This is a genomic window from Lacrimispora struthionigena (assembly GCF_048627165.1).
GTDB lineage: Bacteria > Bacillota > Clostridia > Lachnospirales > Lachnospiraceae > Lacrimispora.
In genome coordinates this window covers 1026797-1050239 of sequence record NZ_JBMBWP010000002.1, presented here as the reverse complement: position 1 = coordinate 1050239, position 23443 = coordinate 1026797, and the positions used below count along the sequence as shown (strand labels likewise).

At 38.3% G+C, this 23443-nt stretch carries 22 protein-coding genes and 1 tRNA gene; 15 read left to right on the top strand and 8 right to left on the bottom strand.

What is annotated here, in order from left to right:
• The first annotated feature begins 6 nt into the window (after window positions 1-6).
• The gene (gene lpdA, locus ACOAOT_RS13890) at window positions 7-1440 is read left to right on the top strand and encodes a dihydrolipoyl dehydrogenase (RefSeq protein ID WP_420217542.1); all 1434 of its coding nucleotides are present in this window, start codon (window positions 7-9) and stop codon (window positions 1438-1440) included.
• Window positions 1437-3224: an aminopeptidase P family protein gene (locus ACOAOT_RS13885; protein ID WP_420217541.1), complete on the top strand. Its 1788-nt coding sequence runs from the start codon at window positions 1437-1439 to the stop codon at window positions 3222-3224. Before lpdA ends, ACOAOT_RS13885 begins: the two co-directional genes overlap by 4 nt.
• 23 nt (window positions 3225-3247) lie before the next feature.
• On the opposite strand, the gene ACOAOT_RS13880 is transcribed toward ACOAOT_RS13885, so the two are convergent.
• Window positions 3248-3589 carry a helix-turn-helix domain-containing protein gene (locus tag ACOAOT_RS13880; protein WP_491711669.1) on the bottom strand — a complete coding sequence of 114 codons (342 nt, stop codon included), beginning with the start codon at window positions 3587-3589 and terminating at the stop codon, window positions 3248-3250.
• A 171-nt stretch (window positions 3590-3760) separates the two neighbouring features.
• On the opposite strand from ACOAOT_RS13880, the gene ACOAOT_RS13875 reads away from it, so the two are divergent.
• Entirely contained in the window at window positions 3761-4660 is a 900-nt protein-coding gene (locus ACOAOT_RS13875; RefSeq protein WP_420217540.1) for a GGDEF domain-containing protein, read from the top strand.
• A 60-nt stretch (window positions 4661-4720) separates the two neighbouring features.
• Here the strand turns inward: ACOAOT_RS13875 and ACOAOT_RS13870 are convergent, their stop codons facing one another.
• Window positions 4721-5314, bottom strand: coding sequence for a prolyl-tRNA synthetase associated domain-containing protein (locus tag ACOAOT_RS13870; RefSeq protein WP_420217539.1), 594 nt, complete (start codon window positions 5312-5314; stop codon window positions 4721-4723).
• Window positions 5315-5468: 154 nt separating this feature from the next.
• Between ACOAOT_RS13870 and rlmD the strand changes: the two genes are divergently transcribed.
• The gene (gene rlmD, locus ACOAOT_RS13865; protein WP_420217538.1) at window positions 5469-7007 is read left to right on the top strand and encodes a 23S rRNA (uracil(1939)-C(5))-methyltransferase RlmD; all 1539 of its coding nucleotides are present in this window, start codon (window positions 5469-5471) and stop codon (window positions 7005-7007) included.
• A gap of 214 nt (window positions 7008-7221) precedes the next feature.
• Window positions 7222-7293: transfer RNA gene (locus ACOAOT_RS13860), tRNA-Pro, on the top strand.
• A 102-nt stretch (window positions 7294-7395) separates the two neighbouring features.
• Here the strand turns inward: ACOAOT_RS13860 and ACOAOT_RS13855 are convergent.
• A complete protein-coding gene (locus ACOAOT_RS13855; protein ID WP_420217537.1) occupies window positions 7396-8310 on the bottom strand; it encodes a class I SAM-dependent methyltransferase in 915 nt (304 codons plus the stop codon).
• Between the two features lie 301 nt (window positions 8311-8611).
• Here ACOAOT_RS13855 and ACOAOT_RS13850 point away from each other — a divergent pair, with 301 nt between their 5' ends.
• The 3 genes from ACOAOT_RS13850 (at window position 8612) to ACOAOT_RS13840 (ending at window position 11518) form a co-directional block, all read left to right on the top strand.
• Window positions 8612-9562 carry an aldo/keto reductase gene (locus ACOAOT_RS13850; RefSeq protein ID WP_420217536.1) on the top strand — a complete coding sequence of 317 codons (951 nt, stop codon included), beginning with the start codon at window positions 8612-8614 and terminating at the stop codon, window positions 9560-9562.
• Between the two features lie 9 nt (window positions 9563-9571).
• A complete protein-coding gene (locus tag ACOAOT_RS13845; protein WP_420217535.1) occupies window positions 9572-10150 on the top strand; it encodes a Crp/Fnr family transcriptional regulator in 579 nt (192 codons plus the stop codon).
• A 651-nt stretch (window positions 10151-10801) separates the two neighbouring features.
• A complete protein-coding gene (locus tag ACOAOT_RS13840; RefSeq protein ID WP_420217534.1) occupies window positions 10802-11518 on the top strand; it encodes an MBL fold metallo-hydrolase in 717 nt (238 codons plus the stop codon).
• A 453-nt stretch (window positions 11519-11971) separates the two neighbouring features.
• Here ACOAOT_RS13840 and ACOAOT_RS13835 read toward each other — a convergent pair whose 3' ends face one another.
• From ACOAOT_RS13835 to ACOAOT_RS13820, 4 genes are all read right to left on the bottom strand, one after another.
• On the bottom strand, window positions 11972-13384 hold the full coding sequence (locus tag ACOAOT_RS13835) for an MATE family efflux transporter (RefSeq protein WP_420217533.1): 1413 nt from the start codon (window positions 13382-13384) through the stop codon (window positions 11972-11974).
• A 3-nt stretch (window positions 13385-13387) separates the two neighbouring features.
• Window positions 13388-13990, bottom strand: coding sequence for a class I SAM-dependent methyltransferase (locus ACOAOT_RS13830; RefSeq protein ID WP_420217532.1), 603 nt, complete (start codon window positions 13988-13990; stop codon window positions 13388-13390).
• A gap of 96 nt (window positions 13991-14086) precedes the next feature.
• Entirely contained in the window at window positions 14087-14467 is a 381-nt protein-coding gene (locus tag ACOAOT_RS13825) for an RrF2 family transcriptional regulator (RefSeq protein WP_420217531.1), read from the bottom strand.
• Between the two features lie 235 nt (window positions 14468-14702).
• Entirely contained in the window at window positions 14703-15617 is a 915-nt protein-coding gene (locus tag ACOAOT_RS13820; RefSeq protein WP_420217530.1) for a helix-turn-helix transcriptional regulator, read from the bottom strand.
• Between the two features lie 171 nt (window positions 15618-15788).
• Between ACOAOT_RS13820 and ACOAOT_RS13815 the strand changes: the two genes are divergently transcribed.
• Window positions 15789-17582 (top strand): ABC transporter ATP-binding protein, encoded by a 1794-nt coding sequence (locus tag ACOAOT_RS13815; protein WP_420217529.1) that lies wholly within the window; start codon window positions 15789-15791, stop codon window positions 17580-17582.
• Entirely contained in the window at window positions 17579-19324 is a 1746-nt protein-coding gene (locus ACOAOT_RS13810) for an ABC transporter ATP-binding protein (RefSeq protein ID WP_420217528.1), read from the top strand. The genes ACOAOT_RS13815 and ACOAOT_RS13810 overlap by 4 nt, the downstream gene beginning before the upstream one ends.
• A gap of 309 nt (window positions 19325-19633) precedes the next feature.
• Here ACOAOT_RS13810 and ACOAOT_RS13805 read toward each other — a convergent pair whose 3' ends face one another.
• On the bottom strand, window positions 19634-19870 hold the full coding sequence (locus ACOAOT_RS13805; protein ID WP_420217527.1) for a hypothetical protein: 237 nt from the start codon (window positions 19868-19870) through the stop codon (window positions 19634-19636).
• Window positions 19871-19990: 120 nt separating this feature from the next.
• Between ACOAOT_RS13805 and ACOAOT_RS13800 the strand changes: the two genes are divergently transcribed.
• The 5 genes from ACOAOT_RS13800 to ACOAOT_RS13780 all read left to right on the top strand — a co-directional run bounded on the left by ACOAOT_RS13800 (window position 19991) and on the right by ACOAOT_RS13780 (window position 23406).
• Complete coding sequence (locus ACOAOT_RS13800; protein WP_420217526.1) at window positions 19991-21316, top strand: radical SAM protein; 1326 nt, start codon at window positions 19991-19993, stop codon at window positions 21314-21316.
• Window positions 21317-21335: 19 nt separating this feature from the next.
• Window positions 21336-21458: a hypothetical protein gene (locus ACOAOT_RS13795; RefSeq protein ID WP_420217525.1), complete on the top strand. Its 123-nt coding sequence runs from the start codon at window positions 21336-21338 to the stop codon at window positions 21456-21458.
• Window positions 21459-21509: 51 nt separating this feature from the next.
• Window positions 21510-21659, top strand: coding sequence for a hypothetical protein (locus tag ACOAOT_RS13790; protein WP_420217524.1), 150 nt, complete (start codon window positions 21510-21512; stop codon window positions 21657-21659).
• Between the two features lie 96 nt (window positions 21660-21755).
• The gene (locus ACOAOT_RS13785) at window positions 21756-21893 is read left to right on the top strand and encodes a hypothetical protein (RefSeq protein WP_420217523.1); all 138 of its coding nucleotides are present in this window, start codon (window positions 21756-21758) and stop codon (window positions 21891-21893) included.
• Between the two features lie 139 nt (window positions 21894-22032).
• A complete protein-coding gene (locus tag ACOAOT_RS13780) occupies window positions 22033-23406 on the top strand; it encodes a radical SAM protein (protein ID WP_420217522.1) in 1374 nt (457 codons plus the stop codon).
• The last annotated feature ends 37 nt before the right edge of the window (window positions 23407-23443 follow it).

Genomic DNA, 23443 nt, shown 5'->3' with positions numbered 1-23443 from the left:
GGTTTCATGGCAATACATTATGACATCATTATCATTGGAGGAGGGCCGGGCGGTTATACTGCCGCGTTAAAGGCTGCTTCTTTGGGGTTAAAGACGGCCATTGTGGAAAAAGAAAAGCTTGGAGGAACCTGTGTGAATAAAGGTTGCATTCCAACAAAATCCCTTCTCCATGCCGCCAGCAAATTTAAAGAGCTTCAAAACTGCGATGAATTTGGTGTATCTACGGATTTTATTTCCTTTGATTTTAAGAAGATGCAGCATTACAAAAAAAACTCGGTGAAATCATACCGAAGAGGCATTTCAGATTTGATTGAAGCTGAGAATATTACAGTCATCACCGGTACGGCTGTGATACGTAGAAATAAAACGGTGGAAGTGAGTGGTCCGGAAGGAAAAGATTTTTATTCTGCAGATCATCTCATAATAGCCACAGGAGCAAAATGTGCCATACCCGATATCCCGGGAGTGGATTTGCCGGGAGTGTTAACCAGTGAGAGGCTGCTTGCTTCAGATACCTGGAATTATGACCGCCTTCTCGTGATTGGGGGAGGTGTGATCGGAGTGGAGTTTGCCACCATTTTCAGCGCGCTTTGTTCCAATGTAACAATTCTTGAACAGAAAGACCATCTATTGGGACCCATGGATTTAGAAGTGTCACAGGCACTGGAAGAAGAGCTGAAGCAGAGAGGAATTACGGTTCACTGCCTGGCAAATGTTAAGGAAATTAAAGAAGAGGAAGAACACGGACTTGCCTGTGTCTTTGAAATGAACGGGCAGGAACAGACCATTCGTACCAGCCAGATATTGATAGCAGCAGGGCGGATTCCCTGCATTGACGAACTTCTGGGAGAAGATGTAAGCTTAGAGGTGGAGAATGGCCGTTTAAAAGTAAATTCAGAATTTCAGACCAGTGAGCCCGGAATTTATGCCATCGGAGATGTGGCATCAGATATTTTGCTGGCTCACGTTGCTGCTGCACAGGGAACTTATGTAGTGGAAAAGATCGCAGGGATCGAACATACCATCCGCCTTAGCGTTGTACCAAACGGAATGTTTGTGAAACTTCCGGTGGTTCCCAGCTGCATTTATACAGAGCCTGAGATCGCATCGGTGGGAATTACCAGAGAATTGGCCATTGCAAACAATATGAATGTGCGATGTGGCCGTTATTCCATGCGTTCCAATGGAAAATCCATTATTACCAGCAGGCAGAACGGATTTATTCATCTGGTATTTGAGGAATACTCCGGAACTCTGGTGGGAGCCCAGATTGTCTGTCCCAGAGCAACGGATATGATTAGTGAGATGGCAACCGCAATTGCAAACGGGTTAACGGCCAAACAGCTCCGGCTGGCCATGCGCGCCCACCCCACATATAGCGAGGGCATTACGGAGGCAATAGAAAATTATTTTGAAACCAAAGGAGAAGCAAAGCAATGATAAGTGAAAGACTGCAACAGTTAAGAGACTTAATGGCAGAGCGCCATATGGACGCTTATATGATTCCAACCTCTGATTTTCATGAATCAGAATACGTAGGTGAATATTTTAAAGCCAGAGAATTTATGACAGGCTTTACCGGTTCCGCAGGAACTGCTGTAATCACAAAAGATGAAGCAGGTCTGTGGACAGACGGCAGATATTTTGTTCAGGCAGGAAAGCAGCTTTCCGGCACTGGTGTAGAACTGAGAAAGATGGGTAATCCGGGAGTACCTGAAATTCTGGAATATTTAGAAGCAGTTCTGCCAGAAGGCGGAAAGCTGGGCTTTGACGGACGGGTTGTAAATTGCCGTCAGGGACTGGATTTTGAAGAAAAGCTGGCAGATAAACATGTGACGCTGGCATATGAAGAGGATCTTGTGGATCAGATCTGGAAGCATCGTCCCCAATTGTCAAAAGAGCCGGTCTGGATTCTTGACGAAAAGTTTGCCGGTAAATCAGCAGCTGAAAAAATCAGTGATTTAAGAGAAGAAATGAAAAAAGAAAAAGCAACCGCTCATATTCTCACCTCACTGGATGATATTGTATGGCTTTTGAATATCAGGGGAAATGACGTAAGCTGCAATCCGGTTGTTCTTTCCTATGCAATGGTGACAATGGAGCGTTTCTACCTGTTTATAAATGAAGAAACCTTAAATGACCAGGTAAAGGCATATTTAAAAGTTCTTTCCGTAACGGTGCGTCCTTATAATGACATCTATGCTTCTGTCAGCCAGTTAAGAGATCAGAGAATTCTCCTTGAGACAGGCAGAACCAATTACGCCATTGTAAAAGGAATTGATTCTTCCAACCGGATCATTGATCGTATGAATCCTTCTGTACTGGCGAAGGCAATTAAAAACCCTGTTGAAGTGGAAAATATGAAAAAGGGTCATATAAAAGACGGAACAGCCATGGTGAAATTTATTTACTGGCTGAAGCAGAATGTTGGTAAGCAGGAAATCACCGAGATCAGTGCTCAGGAATACTTAGATAAGCTTCGTTCTGAGCAGGAAGGTAATTTAGGAATCAGCTTTGACACCATCTCAGCTTATGGATCCAATGCCGCCATGTGTCATTATAAGGCAACCTCAGAAAGCAATGCTGCCATTGAACCAAGAGGACTTTACCTGGTGGATTCCGGCGGTCAGTACTATGAGGGAACCACTGACGTAACAAGAACCATAGCGGTAGGCCCCCTTACCGATGGGGAACGGGAGCATTTTACCCTTACAGTCATCAGCATGCTCCGTCTGGCAGCTGTAAAGTTCCTGTATGGTTGCAGAGGTCTGACACTTGACTATGTTGCCAGAGAACCATTCTGGAGCCGTGGAATCAACTTTGACCACGGTACAGGGCATGGAGTTGGATATCTTCTCAATGTTCATGAGCGTCCCAATGGTTTCCGCTGGCGTATGGTTGCCGAGCGTCAGGACAACTGCGTTCTGGAAGAAGGTATGATTACTTCTGATGAACCTGGAGTTTATATCGAGGGAAGCCACGGAGTAAGAACCGAAAACATGATTGTATGTAAAAAAGCAGAATTGAATGAATACGGTCAGTTTATGGAATTTGAACCTCTGACTATGGTACCAATTGACTTAGAGGCGCTAGATACGTCACTGATGACAGAACGGGATAAAACACTTTTAAATGATTATCATAAAAAAGTTTATAATGCGGTAGCCCCTCATCTGACAGAGGAAGAAGCTATCTGGCTGAAAGAGCAGACCAGAGCAATATAAAAAACAGGCAGGACCTTAGTGATTTAAGGTTCTGCCTGTTTTTCTCTGTCCGTCTTCGCCCTGAGCCGCAGTAAAATTGGAAAAACCGCTTCCAGATCTTCGAGGCTTAATTCATTTAAAATTGCGGCGGCCTCCCTGTAAAGAGTCTGCTCTTTTTTTTCTGTATTAAAAAACTCAATGGGAGTAAGTTCAAGATAATCACAGATTTCGAAAAACTGTTTCATGGATGGCATAGAACGTCCTGAAGAAATACCTTGAATATAGCTTTTATTCTTCCCCAGATCTAAGCTCATCTGATATTCCGAAATATTTTTCTTCAGGCGGAGTTCTGTGATTCGGTTCCTGACAAATTGTTCATTCAACATTATCACCTCTTGGTTTATCATAAAGGATATTTTAACCAGACATTACGTATTATATGCGTAATAATGCTCCAAAAACAAGTTGCATATACGGGTAAAAAGCGTTATCATGTATGATATACATATAGAAAAGACGGGTAATAAAGGATTCCGTGAGGTACAGGGGGAAGTATCATGACAGGAAATTCAGAAAGACAATTAGAAAGTGAGAGTAAGGGAATCATACAGGAGTCTTTCCGCTTCAGCCAGGCAGAGCAGCTGTACGGAAACATGAGTTTTTTTACTGACACTGTATTGTTCGAGTATTCCTATCCAGAGAAGCGGCTGTATCTTTCAGCTAATGCAAAAGGCCAAATTAATTTACAGGCATTTGAGCGCTTTTTTATTAAGCACAGAGATAATGCACCCAATGAAGGGGAGATGCGGTCCTTCGAATTCAGTATGTCAAAGAAAGGGGAACCATTTCACTGGTGCTGCTGTAATTTAACCGCTATCTGGGAAGACAAAAAGACGGCTCCGCTTAAGATGATCGGCAAGCTTCAGGATATCAGCGGATCAAAAGCGCGAGAAGAGCAACTGCTTTTAAAGTCTTTAAAAGACGGATTGACAGGAGTTTACAACAAATCAGCTTTCGAATACCGGGTCGATGAGCTGTTAAAAGGCGACTCAGAAAGCTGGCTGTGCATGATTGACATTGATAATTTCAAAGAAATTAACGATTCCTACGGCCACCCCACAGGAGACCGCATTCTTATGAAAGTCGGCGGAATGCTCTGTGATCTTTTCCCGGAGCCGGATCTGGTAGGCCGGGTCGGCGGCGATGAATTCGTAGTATTTACTTCCGAACCCGATGTGTACAAGCGGGCGGAAAAGCTGTTAAAGCGGGCAAAGAAATCGGTACCGGAAGGGGAAGGACGCCTTTCCGTCAGCATCGGAATCGTTTCCAGTACTGGGAAGAAGGAAGAGAACTACCAGAGGCTTTTTTCACAGGCGGACCGTGCCATGTATTATGCCAAGCAGGCAGGCAAGAACCGGATTGCCTCTTATCATGACAATATCTGGCAGGTAAAGTAAGATATATTAAGATAAATAAAGATCAGGCAGGAGATAGTAATCCTGCCCTTTTTTAGTTTTTCAATGCGTTGTAGAATCCGGTTCATCAGGAAGATCCACCAGAATATAATTGTGGTTTATGGCAGGAAGTATCCGGTCAATTAAGTCGGCTGTTTTCATTTTCAGGCTGCTGGTATTGATGCAGGGATGGCATCCGAAGAACTCAAAGGAGAGCACATCTTTGTCAATAAGGAGCTGAACTTTGTTGTCTTTATCATTCATGAGTCCAAGAACAGAAACAGAGCCAGGTGTGATATCAAGAAACTGAATCATAAACTCCGGATCAGCGAATGAAAGCCTGGAAGAGCCGATTTGTTTAGAAAGGCAGGCAGTACGGAATTTCTTTTTTCCTGGCAGCAGGAGCAAATAAAATTCCGTTTTTTTTGCATTGCAGAGAAATAAGTTTTTGCAGATATCAATGTTTAACAGGGTATCGACTTCTCGGCAGGCATCAATGGTGGGAAGCGGTTGGTGGTCAAGACGTTGATAAGGGATTTCAAGCCGGTCTAAGAGATCATAGGTGCGAGTCTCCTTTTCCAATCGGTCCAAAGAATATGCGGGACGTCCATTATAAAGTGTTTTATCTATATAGAAGCTGTTGTCTGCATCAGTCATTTGTCAATTCTTCCTTTTCTCTTTTTGAATTATTATAAACGCCGATGGCAAAAATGCAATAGTTTTTCAATAAACAACGGAATTCGGTGGTTTTATGGGGAAGAATATACTATAATAGCTTTTGATAACAGAGAAGAAAAGGCGGATTAATGAAATGATAGATAATCGTTTGAAGAAAGAAAAGTTTCGTATAGAAGGTAAAAAGCCTGCGGCAAAAACCGAGAAGAAAGAGTTTGCAAGTGATAATAAGGGGAGAGTGGGGACACAAGGAGGAAAAGCCATAAGCGGGAAGAAACCAAGAGTGGAGACTCGGAGTGAGAAGATGTATAACCGGAAGGGAGAGAATGGGAAGGGGCAGAATGGAAAAGTGCAGAATGAAAAAACATTTTCCAGAACCCAACAAAGTGATAAGAGACAAGATGGAAAGACTCGAAATGATAAAACTCGGAATGATAAGACTCAAAATGATAAGATAAGAAATGATGAGAGACCAGGTAATAAATTCCACAAAGAACGTGGCCAGGGAAATTCGTCTCAGTGTCCTGTTTATAGAAGATGTGGAAGCTGTCAGCTCCTTCATCTGCCTTATAAGAAACAGCTGGAGCAGAAACAAAAAGATCTTGAAACGCTATTAAAGCCCTTCTGCCGTCTGGAATCTATGATTGGGATGAGTGATCCTTATCATTATCGCAATAAGGTACATGCCGTATTTGACCATGACAGAAAGGGAAATCCTATTTCTGGTGTTTATGAAGCCAATTCTCATATTGTTGTTCCTGTGGAAAGCTGCCTCATTGAGGATCAGAAATCAGATGAGATTATCGGAACTATCAGGGGAATGCTCAAATCCTTTAAAATCCGTACTTACGATGAGGATACAGGATATGGTCTGCTGCGCCATGTTTTGATCCGCCGGGGTTTTACGACTGGTGAGATTATGGTTGTGCTTGTAACAGCTTCCCCGGTATTTCCATCAAAAAACAATTTTATTAAGGCACTGAGAGAACGCCATCCGGAAATTACCACAGTGATACAAAATTTAAACAACAGGGGAACCAGCATGGTGCTTGGAGATAAGGAGAATGTACTCTATGGCAAGGGCTATATAGAAGATGTTCTCTGCGAATGCCGTTTCCGCATATCCTCCAAATCCTTTTATCAGGTAAATCCAGTGCAGACAGAGGTTCTTTATAAGAAGGCCATTGAAGCGGCGGGGCTGACTGGAAAAGAAAGAATTATTGATGCTTATTGTGGAATCGGTACAATCGGAATTGTTGCCAGCAGCCATGTAAAAGAAGTGATTGGCGTGGAATTGAATAAAGATGCAGTACGTGATGCAATTGAAAATGCAAAATTGAATCATATAAAGAATGCAAGCTTTTATTGTAATGATGCAGGAAAATTCATGGTCAATATGGCAGAATCCGGAGAGCATGTGGACGTGGTGTTTATGGATCCCCCAAGAAGCGGAAGCACTGAGGAGTTTATTGACGCTGTATCTAAAATGCGGCCGGATAAAGTGGTGTATGTGTCTTGCGGGCCGGAGACACTGGCTCGGGATTTGGAGTATTTTAAGAAAAAGGGTTATGAGGCGAAGAAGGCGTGGGGAGTGGATATGTTTCCCTGGACAAACCATGTTGAAGCGGTGATAATGATGACGTATTGTGGTTTGGACAAGAAAAGAAGGGGTTAGACCACAAGATATAGTGGTTTTTGGCTCTTCCACGGATGACATAGGGGAGTTAAAGGTATAATCCTTATAGATTGCTATTAAAAGAGGAAAAAAGACTAGGGTATAACTTAGATGGGAGTGTGAGTTGTCCGGTAATCGCCCCCCCATGAAAAAGAAGAAGTTTTAGAAAAGAAGAAAATAGAAAACTGCATAGATAAAGTGGTTTCTGGCATATGGGGATATAGTTCAGTTGGGGGAGCGCTTGAATGGCTTCAAGAGGTTGTGGGTTCGAGTCCCATTATCTCCATTAAATTATAAGCCGCAGGCATGAAAGTGATGCTACGGCTCAATCTTGTAACAAGTCAAAATTTCTATAGTTGATGGAATAGGTTTTTGGTATAAGGTGTACTCATTTCCTAATCGCAAGGCAATAATTGACGTTATCGAAAGCAGTCATCCTATGCAATGAATTTGCCTTATTATAAGTCTCAAAGTATCCCTTCGTCATTTCCTGTGGAGTTAAGTGTTCATATATCAGAAAATCATGGGCGGAAAGTAAGAATTCCATATCACAATGGGAATAGCTTGCCAACATTTTTTCGTTTGCAGCACTTGCCAACATGGATAGTTTTTTTGCTCGTTCTCCTGCTTTTTCGGTATAATTCTTCTCGTCCGGGTAATCAAATATGATTGAGCTTCCTTTTGGGAAAAGATTACTGATGGCAGAAATCAAAGTCTCAAAAGTTTGCTTTGAAAGATAATATGTAACTCCGAGAATTGTGCTGCAGCTTATTTTATTACTATCAAATGCCTCGTGATTCAGCAATGCATCTTCCCATGCTTCTTTTGTAAAATCCGCTTCAATATAGTGGACATTATTAGGAATTACAAGATTGGCGTTTTTCAAGCGTTCTTGTTTATCCCTTGCTGTAGCTGGCTGGTCTATTTCGAAAATTTCCAATGTGTCTGCCCAAGATGGCTGACGATACGCAAAGGTATCATATCCAGCACCAAAAATCATATACTGCTTTGCACCAACTTGAACAGCTTGTTCAAGAGACTTTTCTGCAAAAGCAGCCCTTCCAAGTGGCGATGGGGATAATTGGTTATCCACAATATATCTCAGTGCTTGCTCTGGTTCTCCTACGAATAAGGGATTAAAAAATCCAATGCCGTCTGACATATTTTTTGCTATTTGGCGGTATTCCTCATCAGTTAATAGTTGCCTTGCAACGCTGTCATTAAAAATTGTGACCTCGTTATTTAATGAATGATATGCTCTTGAAAATGCACTTACCAGTGCAGTCATACTTTTTTGTTCCATTATAAATCACCTCCTATATACTTAATACACCCTCGGCACACCAAGTACAAGACTTGAAATTTTGTCCATTTTGTGGTATAGTAAGTATAGAAAAAGAGAATAAATTTACAATTCCGTCACATATTTTGTGGCGGTTTTTTAATTAAATTCAAAATGAATAACTCTGCTAAAAACTTTTTACCTACTATATGTAAAGATACCCTGGCAGATACTTGGAATGTAGGAGAAATGTTGTAAATTATCATTTGTTAATTACAAACTCCTATAAAAAAGATAGAATGTGGAAAAGGAGGTTGTTAAAATGAGAACAGTAGAATTAGGAAATGATAGAATACCCCCCATAGCAATTGGAACATGGTCATGGGGTACGGGAATTAATGGTGGGGATAAAGTTTTCGGTAATTCATATGGCTTTGATGAATTATATCCCGTTTTCAAAAACGGTGTAGAAAAAGGTTTGACCTTGTGGGATACGGCTGCAGTATACGGTATGGGAGCATCTGAAACGATTTTAGGAAAATGTATTGAACAATATAAAAATATTGACGTTTCAACAAAATTTACGCCGTTTGGTATACAGAACAAAAAAGAAATGATAAAATCTTTTAATAAAAGCATAGATCGGCTAAACCGAGAAAGTATTACGATCTATTGGATACATAATGCGTCAAATATTGAAAAATGGACAAAACAAGCGGCTCAATTATTCAAATCCGGTAAAGTAAAGCATATTGGTGTATCGAATCATAATTTAAAACAAGTTCAGCAAGCCTCTGGAATCCTTGAATCATACGGCATACATTTAGACGCAGTTCAGAATCACTACAGCCTTCTTTATAGAAAGTCTGAAGAGGAAGGCATACTAGATTGGTGTAAAAGGAATCATACTTGTTTTTTTTCTTATATGGTTTTGGAGCAAGGCACCTTGACAGGCAAATATAATGCTATCAATCCGTTTAATTCTGGAACAAGAAGGTCTGATGCATATCCGGCTGAGGTGCTTAAAAAAATAGAACCTTTAGTCAGCTGTATGCAAGATATAGCTAAGAATTACAATGCTGACGTGTCACAGATAGCAATAGCCTGGGCAATTAAAAAGGGGACCGTACCTTTAGTGGGAGCTACTAAAGTCTATCAGATTGAAAGTATAAGCAAGGCTGACGAAATTAATTTAACAAAAGAAGAGATGGAATTATTGGAACAGGAAGCAAAAAAAACTGGAATAAATACAAAAGCAGGATGGGAGCGATAATGAGGTTTTATGCAAACATTAGATGAAGTAATAGAGATAGTCCAAAGTGCTAATAAAATACAATTATTAAAAGAAAAAGTTAAGCCAATATTCGAACAAATGACCTATTACAAAAAAGAAAAAAATCAAATAGTATCGCAGATAGGGGATATTAACAGTAATATGAATGTGCTTATTTCCGGAATATTAAGATTATATTATATCGATGCAAACGGAAATGACATTACAAGATTTTTCGGAACGAAAGGGAATATCAGCATAGGATTGGACGAACGCCAACCCTATGCGGTTGAAGCATTAGAAGATTGCGAGTTTTTCTCGGTAGAATGGAAAAAATTCAAAAGGTTCGCAAGCGAGGATATTTATTGGATAAAGATATGGAATCAATTGCTGCAAAAAAGCATGCGTTACAAAATATATAGAGAGAGCAGTTTCTTAACTGAAAGCGCTACTGAGCGATACATTGATTTCAAGCGTATGTACCCCGAACTGGAAAAACAAGTGAATCAGGCATATATAGCATCATATTTAGGTATTACACCTGTATCGCTTAGCAGAATTCGCAGAACAATTAAAGAAAAAAGATAATCAAATCAACCTGAACTAAAAACTTCAAGCTTACAGCATTTATTTACAAAAGCATTTGTAGATCTGGCAGTGAGAAACAGGTACGTTCATAATATGAAACAAAATAACTTTTAAAATAATATTTCTACCGCCAAGGTCCTACCAGGTTCAAGCGGCATCTTTTTTGCTCTTTTGGGTAAGGCAGTGCAGGGCGTTATATGGAGAAGACTGGCAACCTCCGGAAACGAAATATAAAATACCACCACTGTAATTTGGTGTTTATGGTAACCCTCAATAATCGGATATGAAAAACTATTTTCCCTTGACTAAAATGATGCAAAAGGATTTTAAATGAACATGGAAAGCAATATTAATCGCAATATATAAAAGTCAGGTACACAGTTAGACACTTTACAAATTCATTATATAGCAGTACAATATATCGAATAGATATATTGATTGGAGAGATTTGATGTTAAACTATATTATTCTCGGTATGGTAGGAAGCTGCAAGCACTTGAAAAAGATTTTAACAAAACAAGGAAAGATTGCTTTTACTATAAACTATCAACGTTATATTACGGTATTTGCGTTACACAAGAGGCCATTCGATGGTGTCAACACATCCGGGCTGGAAAACCATTATCAGAGCTGATTCAAGGGGAGGAATAAATGATGTCAGAGATTAGCCGAATTGATTTGAACGGTGTAAATAGTTATCTTGTCAGGTGTGTGGACAGTTTTATTTTGTTTGATACTGGAGGCCATATCGTCATGGATCAGCAGTTCACAAACCGACGCGAACTTTTGTTAAAAGAGCTTGAAGCCGCCGGGTGTACAGAGGACAATCTGAACCTAATTGTATTAACTCACGGTGATATCGACCATTCATGTAATGCCGCATATCTACGAGAACATTTTAAAACCAAAATCGCCATGAGCGATTGCGACAGAGAATTGGTTGAGAATCCGACATTACAAAAATGGATGGAGAGTTATCAATATGACTCTTTGGAATTGCGACAAATGTTTTTGCAATACAAGGATGTTATAACAAAAGTCACACAGAAAATGCTTGACGAGTTCGAAAGGTTTTCCCCGGACGTTTTGTTGGAAGATGGATTTGATTTGTTGCCATATGGTTTTGACGCAACGGTTATCCATGTACCCGGTCATACTAAAGGGTCTGTTGCAATTCTTACAAAAAACGGTGAATTGATTGCCGGTGACACGTTTGCAAATATCGATAAGCCAAGCCCATCCCCTAACGCCAGCGATTTCCTACAATTAGCCGATAGTATCAATAGACTAAAAAACTTAACTATAGAAACTGTTTATCCTGGCCACGGCAGCTCGTTTAGTTTTGAGGAAATCATTTTAAAGGCGTGATATAATGATGACAAAATCCCCAAACGGTGCTTTAAGCCCATGTTATTATAAAGTGGGATTATTACGACACATGATCTAGAGGTTTGTAAATTAGAAAGCGCATATCAGTGAAATTTTCTTTGAATATAAAATGAAAAAGGGAGTATCTAAAGTAATAAAACAGATTAATAATTATCATATGAAATCGGACTGTCATTTTCGGCTTCCTGCCGCTACAATGCCCTTGCTCTCCCAGGAGGCAACGGCATTGAAGAAGCAGCATTTCCTCAGCGGTTTAATTTAGAGTATTGCAATGTATTCTTTAAGGATAATGTGTGGAGAATACGATGTGCATATGAAGAATGCGAATAAAAAGAAATATAATCAGACCAGAGGAGAACGAGATAGTGGATAATTATGGTGAAATTCTTATATATCAGTCTGATGATGGACTAACAAATATTGATGTAAAAGTTAAGAATCAATCCTTGAAGTAATTTCTTCTTCTACAAATGATAAATTTTCTGTTTCTTCTGAACGATACTCATTTTGGAGTCTCTTCAAGGTGTTGAATGCCAATTTTAAAGAGATGATAGCAATAAGGCTAGAGATAAGGTCAGACAGAGCACCTGCTCCCCATACACCATTTAATCCAAAGAAATCAGGTAAAATAAGCAGTAGAGGTATCAGTAAAAGTACTTGTCTTAAAAGCCCTAAAAATGTTGCCTTCCTTGCTTCACCAATAGCTTGAAAGTAGCTTGCTCCTACTATTTGAGCACTTATAAGAGGAAGCATTAGTAAAAACAGACGCATTCCAGTACTTGCCTTAGAAATAAGATCTGGTTCACTGGTAAAGACACTTGAAAGTATTACAGGAAAAGCTTGAACAAGTATAAATGTTATTGTGCAGATTGATGAAACAGCAACCAGTTCAAGTTTTAATACCTGTTGGACTCTGTCAAAGCGTTTAGCACCAAAATTAAAGCCTATAATCGGTGCAGCACCTTGTGTAACTCCCATAGCAGACATAAGAAATAGGACCATCACAGAGTTGATTATAGTCATTGCCCCTATAGCAACGTCTCCGCCGTATGTTTTAAGTGCGTTGTTAGATATGATGCTGACAACAACGGAAGATAACTGCATTGCGAATGCTGCAAATCCAATGCTGAGTATCGACTTAATAGTCACTAAGTGGAGCTTTAGTTTATTCATTTCAATTTTTATTTGGCTCTTTTCAGTGAGGAAGTGTTGTATAACCATGATGGATGTTACGAGTTGTGCGATAATTGTTGCCCATGCTGCACCGGAAATGCCCATATCAAATGTGAAAATAAGGATTGGATCTAAAATAATATTAATGAGTGTTCCAACAAATACTATCACCATTGATTTGACAGGATGTCCCGCAGCTCTTACCACATTTACGAGTCCTGTTCCAATGCCCTGGAATACAGAACCATAAAGAATGACAGTCATATAATCCTTTGCATAAGGCATAGTTGCTTCACTGGCACCAAATGCTTCAAGTATAGGAGTCCTAAAAATTAGTCCTAGAAGTGTCATTATAAGCATTAAACCAATAAGCAATGTTATGGCATTACCGAGTAACCCTTTGGCTTCATCCTTATTATTTTCTCCTAACTTAATAGAAATGAGTGCTGAGGCTCCTATTCCAACCAACGAACTTACGGCGGATAGCATCATCATAAACGGTAAACTCAATCCTATTCCAGTCATGGCAAGACCACCAATCCTGCCAACAAATATTCTGTCAACCATATTATATAAGGAATTTAAAATCATACCAGCAATAGCGGGAAGTGAGAATTTAAGTAAAAGTCTACTGACGGGCATAGTAATGAGTGTATCTTTATTTGCTTCCATAATTTACTTCTCCTTCTTAATTGCTAAAACAGTATATATGGCATCATTAATTTTAGTATACTTCACAATTTCAAAGCCAATTAATGCCAATGCTTTTTCTAGGTCCTCTGATCCAATACGAATGGACATTGGTGGACCTTCTATTATCTTGTCGTCCTTTTCGTACTCCAGACATAACAAGTGCCCTCCTGTTTTTAGTACCTCAAATATATTAGAGAGTGCTTTTGTCAGTGAACTTACTTCGTGGAGTATTAAGGATGCCATAACAAAATCAATACTGTTATTTTGAATGCTTAAGTTTTCAATATAATCTTGAATCAGTTCAATATTAGTAAGTCCTTTTTCCTTAGCCTTTTCTTCTATAACGCTGAGCATACGTCTGTCAGGATCCATTGCGTACACTTTGCTAGATGTGTTTTCTGCCATAGGAATTGTAAAATAACCAGTGCCGGCTCCGACATCCAGCAAAGTATGTTCTGTTTGGATTGGCATTTGCCTAATAAGTGTTTCAGGTGGAATGAGATGCTCCCTTTGCCTGTTATCTAAAAAGGCAATTTTGTTTAAAAATTTTTGATCTGTATCGTTGTAATGATGCATGTGATTCATAATATTACCTCCTATAAAATATAATGCAGACTGTAAATATCTATAATTAAGTCGAAAAATAAACAGTTGCAACTGCTTATTTTTCAAAATTATTTTTTACACAATATCATAAATATGTTTTTCTTTCAGGTGATTAACCATTTTCTCTTCGGCGTCTCTCATAACCTTTTCTATGTGGCAAGCACGATTATCTTCCATTTCACAAGTGAAAAGAGCTCCACTGCCTTCAATGGCTTGTATGACGTCATAAAAGCTTATGTCAGTCTTAGGTTTCCTAAGACTATAACCTCCATTTACTCCAGGTGTAGACTGAATAAGGTTTGCTTTGACCAATTGAGTTAGTATCTTGGATAGGTAGGTAGGTGATATATCCATGTGACTAGCTAAAGGCTGAAGACTTAAATTGTCTTTGCCCTCTTGCTTAACGAAATAGGCCATTATATGCAAAGCATAATTTGTTGCTTTCGTATACTTCATAGTAGATCCTCCTTGAAGATAATACAGACTGTATTTATCTGCGATTATACATGATAGATTCTCCTGTGTCAATAACAATTTTTTCAGCGTTAATGAGTGTTTTGTTTAATAGAAGCCTTCCCCTCCTGTTGTCGCTTGGCCACTTACGGATTGATTTCGACAGTAATGGTCGATTGGCGGCTTCGTTTTTTTTCTTTCTGGAGAACTTTTCAGATGCTTCATTCTTCGATGAAGTTTATCCATGCATTCGATAATCCTTTGGTGTATATCCGGTATAAGACTTAAACAAAGCAGTGAAGCTGGAATGGTTTTCAAGTCCTACCTCAAGTGCAATTTCTTGTATCGTATCATTTGAATGGAGCAGCAAGTTCTTTGCCTGCTCCATTCTTATTGCTGTTAAATAGGTAGACATGGTCATACCAGTAACTTGCTTAAATAATACAGATAATTTACTCTTACTCATACAAGCGGTTTTTTCACATACAGATATGGTGAGAGGCTTGTTATAATTTTGCTTTAAATATTGTATGACAGCTTGAATGGATTCGTAGTCAGAAGTACATAGTTTGCCACCTTCGGTATAAGAAAAAATTCGTGTCTGATAGTCAATCAGATAACATATAAACTCCCTAAGTTTTGCTTCATAATAAAGAGTATTTGTTCTGGAAAAAGAAACATTTCCAATTTGCTGCATAATTGCTACACCTTCTATAAATGCCGTACAGTTGCTTAGATTCTGGAAAGCATGAAAAAAGAATTCTTGATTGATATCAGGAATTGTCCTTAGAATTTCATTGTAAAAGCCTGGCATGATTGTTATGCCAATCGAGCGAATAGGCTTATCTTTTATTACTTCAAATTTATATTCCCCATATTGCCCAATATGTCCAAGTAATGGAATCTGTTCAGAAAGAGAACAATCGGCATGCAGAAATTCATAATCGTTCCAGCTAATTTGCGTATTCTTTTTATAAGTAAAATTTTTGCTAGTAATTAAAAATCTATTTTTGTTTTCAAAAACTTGATAGAAACCTTCACCAAGATCTGGATCAAGTCCATAGATATTATGACCGGCAATACACTCTGACAGATAAAATCCACAGCCTGATAATTGGTTTGTGAATAACTGATTTTTAATTTGTTTCATCATCAAATCACCACCATTTCTAATGCAAAAATCCAAACAGATAAGGCTATTTTCCATAAGATAGAGGAGAACATTGACCGTTAGGATTCTATTGTATATGATATGTTCAGGTTAGCTAATGCTAACTATAGCATATTTTTTTGCTACATACAAGTTAGAATCGAGGTGCATAAAGTGAAAGAAAAAAGAAAAAATGGTGTTGCAAGACTCTTAGAGTTGTCGGGGCAGAAAAAATATCTGCTGATATTAGGATGCTTGTTAGGGGCGGTAGCTACCGTATTACAATTTATTCCCGCAATACTTTCTTATCTTGCAATGATGAGTGTTATGAATTCTATATCAACCGCCACAGGCATAGAAGTGATATATGTTAAAAAGCTTGCATGGGTGGCATTTACCTGCTTTCTTACCTATGGTCTACTATTTTATGTGGCAAGTATGTGTACGCATATTGCAGCATTTGACATTTTGTATTCGTTGCGCTTAAATCTCGCAAGGAAGCTATCGAGGCTTGGTATGGGATATTTTCAGAACACATCATCAGGTAAGATTAAACAGGTTATGAGTGACGACGTAGAAAATATAGAAAAGTTCATTGCCCATCATCTGGTAGATATGGTATCTGCCTTTGCTGTACTGCTTATAAGCGCAGTATCTATGATTATGGTAGATTGGAGGCTTGCAATAGCGGCATTTCTTCCCACTGTGCTTGGTATTATCAGTTATATAAAAAGTTACAGTACGGAGGGAAATAAGCAATTAACAGAGCAGTACTATAGGGAGATAACTGAAATCAGTGGGACGACCGTGGAATATGTAAATGGGATGCCAGTACTAAAGATCTTCGGTGGTACAGGCAGATCACTGAAACGATTGGAAGAACAGATTGTTCGCCATGAAAGGGCACTAAAATCCTGGAGTCGCTCCTTTGCCAAGCCGATTGCTGGATTTTCAACAGCAATTGCTTCTCCACTGGCATTCATCTTGCCAATAGGAATTTTGCTCTCACTTTTGGAACCGGATTTAACCACTTTTTTGCCAAGGTTTTTTTTCTTTCTTTTGGTTGGTGTTAGTATGAATTTACCTCTTAGCAAACTTCTATTTCTCGTGTCTATGATGTCTAAAATCACAGAGGGGATTCGGCATATTGATAACCTGCTTTATATAGAGGAAATGGAAGAGCCAGGGAATCCTAAGACACCTGCCCATAATGGAATTTGTTTTGAGCATGTTAGCTTTGCTTATGAAGAGAAAGACGTTCTTCATGATATTTCCTTTACCATAAAACCCGGGGAGACAGTTGGTATCGTTGGCCCTTCTGGAGGCGGGAAGAGTACCATAGCTCAGCTTATAGCCCGATTCTTTGATGTAAACCAAGGGAGCATACAAATTGGAGATGTGGATATAAGGAATATTACGATACATGAACTGATGGAAAGTATTTCCTTTGTGTTTCAGGAAGTATATATGTTTTGTGATACCATAGAGAACAACATAAGGATGGGAAGAGATGTCACCTACGAAGAAGTGGTAAATGCTGCAAAAGCAGCACAGGCAGATGAATTTATTCGTAAACTTCCAAAGGGGTATGAAACCGTACTTGGTGAGGAGGGGATTGTTCTATCGGGGGGAGAGCAGCAACGCTTATCCATTGCAAGAGCAATCCTGAAAAATGCCCCCATTGTCATACTAGATGAAGCAACTGCTTATGCAGATGCAGAAAATGAATCAAAAATTCAGGATGCCTTTGTAGAACTCACCCAAAATAAAACAGTACTGGTAATCGCACATCGTCTTTCAACCATTACAGGTGCTGATAAAATATTTGTCCTAGATGAGGGATATCTAAGAGAAGTTGGAACGCATAAGGAACTATTGGAACAAAAAGGGTTGTACGCTCATTTGTATGAAGCATATACAGGTGCACAGAACTGGAATCTAAAAGGGAGCATGGGTGAAAAGATATGAAAAAATGGTTACAAAATATAGCAGTAGGCGAGTCGGAAAGATTAGTAGCTCCTATATTGTGGCAAATTTTAGCAACAATACTGGAGGCCATGCCATATGGATTTTCACTTATGGTTGTCCTAGAGTATATGGGTGCATTAAAGGAGCAGAGAGCGTTAAATCTTCCTCTTCTCGTTGGACAATGTATCGGAATTATATTATCCACAGGAGCTTTATATCTAGTGAATAAAAAAGCTTATACCGTAGCCTCTGATGTGGGCTGTGGGGTACAAAGAGAGGCACAGCATAAATTGGTGCAACATATGAAAAAGCTATCCATGGGTTTTTTTGCCACCAGAGATTCTGGGGATTTATCAAATCTGGTTGTACATGATACGAGTAATCTAAACACAATGATTGCCAGGCTATTGCCTAAAATGGTAGCAGGTTTTCTATTCCCAATCCTTGGTATTGTATTTCTTGTTTTTGTAAATGCACCCATGGCATTTGCTATGATAGTGACGTTTCTGTTGTCCGTCCCCTTTATCTTTCTTGCCAGGTATCTGGTAGGCTACTTTGGGAGAGTACAGGCAAAAGCAATGAATGATGCGACTTTTCGTATGCTGGAGTATATTGGAGGAATTCGGGAAATCAAAGCCTATAATCTGGGGGGAAAACAATTTAAAAAGTTAACCGAGGCTTTTGAAAAGCTTCGCAAAGCAAGTATATTGCAAGAGGCACTGTCAGGTCCAAGTATCTCACTTTCTTCCATTGTATTACATGGAGTATTGCCTGTTATAATGTTAGTGGGAAGTAATTATCTGATAAATGGAAGAATATCGGTGGAGGAGTTTCTGATTTTCCTCATTTTAGGAATGAGAATGGGAGATCCGTTATTAATGGCATATTCCTTTCTTGCAGAAATTGCTTTCTATAACCTATCAGCAGATCGGATTCAAAAGGTGTTAGAAACAGAACCTTTGCCAGAATCAATGAAAGAGTCCAAGCTAGGACACCATGAAGTGACATTGGAGGGGGTTGAATTTGCTTATGGGGAACAAAAGGAACCAGTCCTACATGGAATCAGTTTTCAAGTACCAGAACACACAATGACAGCGTTGGTAGGACCTTCGGGTTGTGGAAAATCAACCATAACAAAGTTGATTGCACGATTTTGGGATGTTACAAAGGGGAGTATATTCATTGGAAACCTGCCTATCTCCCAAATGAATAGTGAGGACATATTTGATTCTATTGCAATGGTTTTTCAAGATGTGTATCTGTTTCATGACACAGTTCGTGAAAATATAGCAATGGGAAAGCCTAAAGCTTCTATGGAGGAAATTATATGTGCGGCTAAGCTTGCTGCCTGCCACGACTTTATTATGAAAATGCCAAAGGGGTATGATACCGTAATTGGTGAAAGAGGAAGTACCTTATCAGGAGGTGAAAAGCAGCGTATTTCCATAGCGAGGGCAATCTTAAAAGATGCTCCTATCATCCTTTTGGATGAGGCTACGGCATCGTTAGACCCTGAAAATGAAGTCTATGTACAAAGAGCACTATCTAATTTAGTTCAAAATAAAACCATTGTGGTAATCGCACACAGATTAAATTCCATTCGACAGGCTAATCAGATCATTGTGTTAGAAGACGGCAGAATTATGGAAAGAGGGAGACATGAAGAACTTGTTCATAACAACGGAATCTACAATCATATGTGGAAAGAGCAAACAAGAGCAAAGCAATGGAAATTCAAATAGCTTTGAAGAAAAGAACCATAGGAGGCTTGATCCATGCAGCAAGCTGTGTATTCTGATGTTGATTAGCATTTATTCATTTTATAAAGCTCCTATTATATTGTAATGGAAGTTAATATTATATAAAATATGGGACGAAGTTTTTGAGAAATCCGTGTATCTACACCATCTCTATCCCACTTTGTCCCATATTATTTTTGGCACATAGCCATCTTTATGTGACATGTCACATAAGTCTTACAATGTCCATGTAGAAGGAGGTGATTGTTCCTACCTCTAATACATGGAAAGGTGATTCTATCGACCTTTCTATTAAGTAACTAATTGCCAGCTTCCAATCCATTTGGTCTTAGTACAATTATATTGCCGCTTATATAATTTTCCATTTTCTGTTTTGTATCTCCATTCAATTATATCAGATTGAGGCCAAACGATTGTGGTAGTTGAATCATTAGATACTGGAAAATATGCATATGCCTGTATTCCAATACCTCCTGATATTACAGTACTTATAAGCATAGCAGCAAAGACTCTAAACATTTTTTTCATGGTAAGAACACCCCCTTTCTCTCGTATCATAGTAACTTTATGAAAAGTACCTAGTCAATATTATTATGCTTCATATAAACGGAAATCCTATAGCTAAAAAATTACAGATAGGGGGTAAAAATGAGATACAAATGGAGCAATTACAATTATTTTGTTTTCAACGACAATAATTTTGTCTGTTATAACACAAAATCGGGTGCTGTATCTTTTGGGGAAACCAAATTATTTGATTCTAAATGCATTGATGAAGATGCTAATAAATTGGTAGATCATACATTTTTTCCTTTTTTTCTTCAAAATGGATTCATTGTTAGTGAAGATACTAATGAATTGTATCAACTAAAAGAATTGAACAAAAACAAAGATATTCATACTCTGCATGTGACATTAGTACCCACTCTAGACTGTAATTTTGCTTGTCCTTATTGCTACCAAAAGGGCACACATAGTAATTATTATATGACAAGTGAATTAACTCAAGGGGTTTTGAAGTTCATTAGAGAAAAATGCCTTAACAATCCTATTAATTCTATTCAATTGACTTGGTTTGGTGGAGAACCAACATTATCATTGGATTTCATTGAAGAATTTATGAGTAATCTAACAACTTTATCAGACGATACAACAGGATTCACTACAACAACAACTATTGTAACAAATGGATATTTATTAACGCCTGAAGTATTTGAACGTTTATACAAAAGTTATGTGCGTATATTCCAGATTACACTCGACGGTGAGGAAGATAATCATGATAGATATAGAGTTTTAGTTGACGGTACAAAAACATTCCAGACAATTTACAATAATCTTTTGGCTATAAAACGATTGATGCCACGAGATTATGAATTTCTGATACAAATAAGAGCAAATTTCTTTAAAGATAATATAATATCAATGCAATCACTTTTGGAATCATATAGTAAAGATTTCAATGATGATAAAAGATTTTCGGTATGTTTTAGGCCAATTCTTGATTTTACTGGAGATTTTAAAAAAGATGTAGCTTCAAAATTTGAAGCTAGAAAGATGGAAGCAAGTATGATTAACTACATGAAGAGTCAAGATGTAGATATAGATGAAAATAATCGTATGTTTACACTATTACCCATGCCAGTATCACATTGGTGTAAATCAAGCGAAATATACAGGTATGTTATTAATTATGATGGTAGTGTATATTGTTGTAATTCAGCAATGACCAACAGCAACCACTGCGTGGGATATCTTGAATCAGATGGTAGGATGACAATTAATGAAGATTCAGTAAATCAGTGGGATAGTAGTCCGTTTAAAGACCTATCTTCTTCTTGTTTAAAGTGTAAAAAATTACCTGTTTGCATGGGGGGGTGTGCAAAAGAGCGTATTGAATTTGGCAAAGTCCCGTGCCATTGGACAGATACATATATCAATAATATATTGAATAATCTGCTCTTATCTATATAAAAGGAGGGGGGGTAATAATATGAAGACCATACGAAAAGGCATTGATCTGACAAAACAAATAAAGAAATCAGTGGAATGTGGCAACTTCGGTAGCGGTTGGTGTTGTGTAAAAGAACCAATTGGATATTGCTGCAATAAGTAACAGGCAACCATGGATATTGAATTTTAGAAAATACGAGAGGAGAGGTGAAAGGTGGAAGTTAAGAATGATAACTTGCAGATGAAAAAAATTCGCAACGGAATTGATCTGAAAAAACAGATTAAAAAAGTTGGTGAATGCGGAAACTTTGGCAGTGGTTGGTGTTGTAACAAAGGAAAAACAGGTTATTGTTGTAATTCTTAAATAATGAACGATACGGAAGCTATTCAGGAATTATCAGTTATGTATTCCTCGATTGAGGTTTTTACATAAAAAACCGGAAGAAAGGAGGATAATAAAATGAAAATCATACGTAAGGGTCATGATATCACAAAGGAGTTGAAGAAGGCTACTGAGTGCGGCAATTTTGTCGCAACTCCACAGGGTGTTGGATTTTGTTGTAACAAGAGTAATCCTGGTCATTGCTGCAATAGTTAATGACTAAAGAATGTGGAGGGCTAAACAAGGCTGTTATGCTCAGTTCTCAGCAATTCTGGTGCCACACACTGAAGATCGAGATGAAGGCCGAACTTTTGTTTGGCTTTCATCTATCTAAATAATATGAAAGGTGATAATGATGGCTTACAAACCAAGTTATTATAATTTTGTAAAAGATTACAAGGGCAGCAAAATTATTTATAATACAAAGACTGGCTCGATTAGCATAATTGATAATCAATCATCCAGTAAATTTATGGATATGCTCGAAGCCCCAGGATCCGAGAATGAAACAGATGAGTTGTTTCATAGCATGCTTGAAGAGGGGTATATTGTTGAGAGTGGAAAAAATGAGATTGATGATTTAAAAGAATTGAGTAAAATGGCGAGTATGCCGTCAAATGTACTCAGGCTAACTATATTACCAACAGAAACATGTAATTTTACATGTCCATATTGCTTCATATATACGCTGCGCAATCATCACATGGTTGCGGAAACATGGGAGGCTCTTTATAAACTGGTTAAAAATTTCTGTGAAAAAAACAAAAGTGAAAACGGATTCCTCTTGAACATTGTGTGGTATGGTGGAGAACCATTAATTGCAAGTGATAAAATATTATCTTTTATGGCGAGAATCAACAAACTTTTAAGCGTTTATCCAAACGGAACTTTGAATAGCAACATTGTAACAAATGGATATCTACTTAATTACGCAACATTTCAAAAGTTATGTGATGTAAATGTTCGTAGCTTGCAGGTAACGCTTGATGGTGATGCAGAAAACCATGATAAAATGCGAACGCTACCAAATAAAAAACCTACTTTCGATACAATCTATTCAAATCTCCTGGAGATACTTCAAAATGTTTCCGAGAATGAAGATTTTAGCTTTGCCATAAGATGTAACTTTTTGAAATCTAGTGTGCCTAGTAGTAGGCGCTTATTAGATAAATTTAAAAAAGATTTTGGACATGACAGTAGGTTCCATATTTATTTCAGACCAGTATATAATTTTGAGACAGACCATGATACAGAAGATATTGCAGAATCTGATTATTATAATATGGCTGAAGGAGTTAGTATGCAAAATGATCTGCTGTTCAGTTCTGGTCAAGATATTAAGCATGAGTACAAGATATCTAACCCGTTACCAGAGCCACTGATTTCATGGTGCGATTCTGTGCAGCAATATGCATATATAGTTGGTTACGATGGTTCAATATATATTTGTGATACCCTTATAACAGATTGCAAAGACGCTGTAGGCATTCTAAAAGAAGATGGAAGTATAGAATTGAATAAAAAAGTTGAATGCTGGAGAAAAAGTATTTTTGAGCGTGACGGTGAGGATGATGCTGAAAGTGTTGAAGAATGCATTAAGTGCAAATTGTTACCAGTATGTATGGGAGGCTGCGTTCGTACCAGAATGGATAATAAAGGAAAAGCATGTTTTTGGGATAAAGACCTTATATATAAAGCTATGGACGAGTATGCCGAAGCTTATAGCTGATTGCTACTCACAAATAGTAAGCCACAGTATCTGTCTA

Excerpts from the sequence above, each read along its gene's own strand:
- ACOAOT_RS13780 (WP_420217522.1), top strand. The coding sequence starts at position 22,033 with ATGGCTTACAAACCAAGTTATTATAATTTTGTAAAAGATTACAAGGGC.
- ACOAOT_RS13785 (WP_420217523.1), top strand. The coding sequence starts at position 21,756 with ATGAAAATCATACGTAAGGGTCATGATATCACAAAGGAGTTGAAGAAG.
- ACOAOT_RS13875 (WP_420217540.1), top strand. The coding sequence starts at position 3,761 with ATGACAGGAAATTCAGAAAGACAATTAGAAAGTGAGAGTAAGGGAATC.
- lpdA (WP_420217542.1), top strand. The coding sequence starts at position 7 with ATGGCAATACATTATGACATCATTATCATTGGAGGAGGGCCGGGCGGT.
- ACOAOT_RS13820 (WP_420217530.1), bottom strand. The coding sequence starts at position 15,617 with ATGATGAAACAAATTAAAAATCAGTTATTCACAAACCAATTATCAGGC.
- ACOAOT_RS13835 (WP_420217533.1), bottom strand. The coding sequence starts at position 13,384 with ATGGAAGCAAATAAAGATACACTCATTACTATGCCCGTCAGTAGACTT.
- ACOAOT_RS13830 (WP_420217532.1), bottom strand. The coding sequence starts at position 13,990 with ATGAATCACATGCATCATTACAACGATACAGATCAAAAATTTTTAAAC.
- ACOAOT_RS13795 (WP_420217525.1), top strand. The coding sequence starts at position 21,336 with ATGAAGACCATACGAAAAGGCATTGATCTGACAAAACAAATAAAGAAA.
- ACOAOT_RS13850 (WP_420217536.1), top strand. The coding sequence starts at position 8,612 with ATGAGAACAGTAGAATTAGGAAATGATAGAATACCCCCCATAGCAATT.
- ACOAOT_RS13825 (WP_420217531.1), bottom strand. The coding sequence starts at position 14,467 with ATGAAGTATACGAAAGCAACAAATTATGCTTTGCATATAATGGCCTAT.
- ACOAOT_RS13885 (WP_420217541.1), top strand. The coding sequence starts at position 1,437 with ATGATAAGTGAAAGACTGCAACAGTTAAGAGACTTAATGGCAGAGCGC.
- ACOAOT_RS13870 (WP_420217539.1), bottom strand. The coding sequence starts at position 5,314 with ATGACTGATGCAGACAACAGCTTCTATATAGATAAAACACTTTATAAT.
- ACOAOT_RS13800 (WP_420217526.1), top strand. The coding sequence starts at position 19,991 with ATGAGATACAAATGGAGCAATTACAATTATTTTGTTTTCAACGACAAT.
- rlmD (WP_420217538.1), top strand. The coding sequence starts at position 5,469 with ATGATAGATAATCGTTTGAAGAAAGAAAAGTTTCGTATAGAAGGTAAA.
- ACOAOT_RS13805 (WP_420217527.1), bottom strand. The coding sequence starts at position 19,870 with ATGAAAAAAATGTTTAGAGTCTTTGCTGCTATGCTTATAAGTACTGTA.
- ACOAOT_RS13840 (WP_420217534.1), top strand. The coding sequence starts at position 10,802 with ATGATGTCAGAGATTAGCCGAATTGATTTGAACGGTGTAAATAGTTAT.
- ACOAOT_RS13855 (WP_420217537.1), bottom strand. The coding sequence starts at position 8,310 with ATGGAACAAAAAAGTATGACTGCACTGGTAAGTGCATTTTCAAGAGCA.
- ACOAOT_RS13810 (WP_420217528.1), top strand. The coding sequence starts at position 17,579 with ATGAAAAAATGGTTACAAAATATAGCAGTAGGCGAGTCGGAAAGATTA.
- ACOAOT_RS13845 (WP_420217535.1), top strand. The coding sequence starts at position 9,572 with ATGCAAACATTAGATGAAGTAATAGAGATAGTCCAAAGTGCTAATAAA.
- ACOAOT_RS13880 (WP_491711669.1), bottom strand. The coding sequence starts at position 3,589 with ATGTTGAATGAACAATTTGTCAGGAACCGAATCACAGAACTCCGCCTG.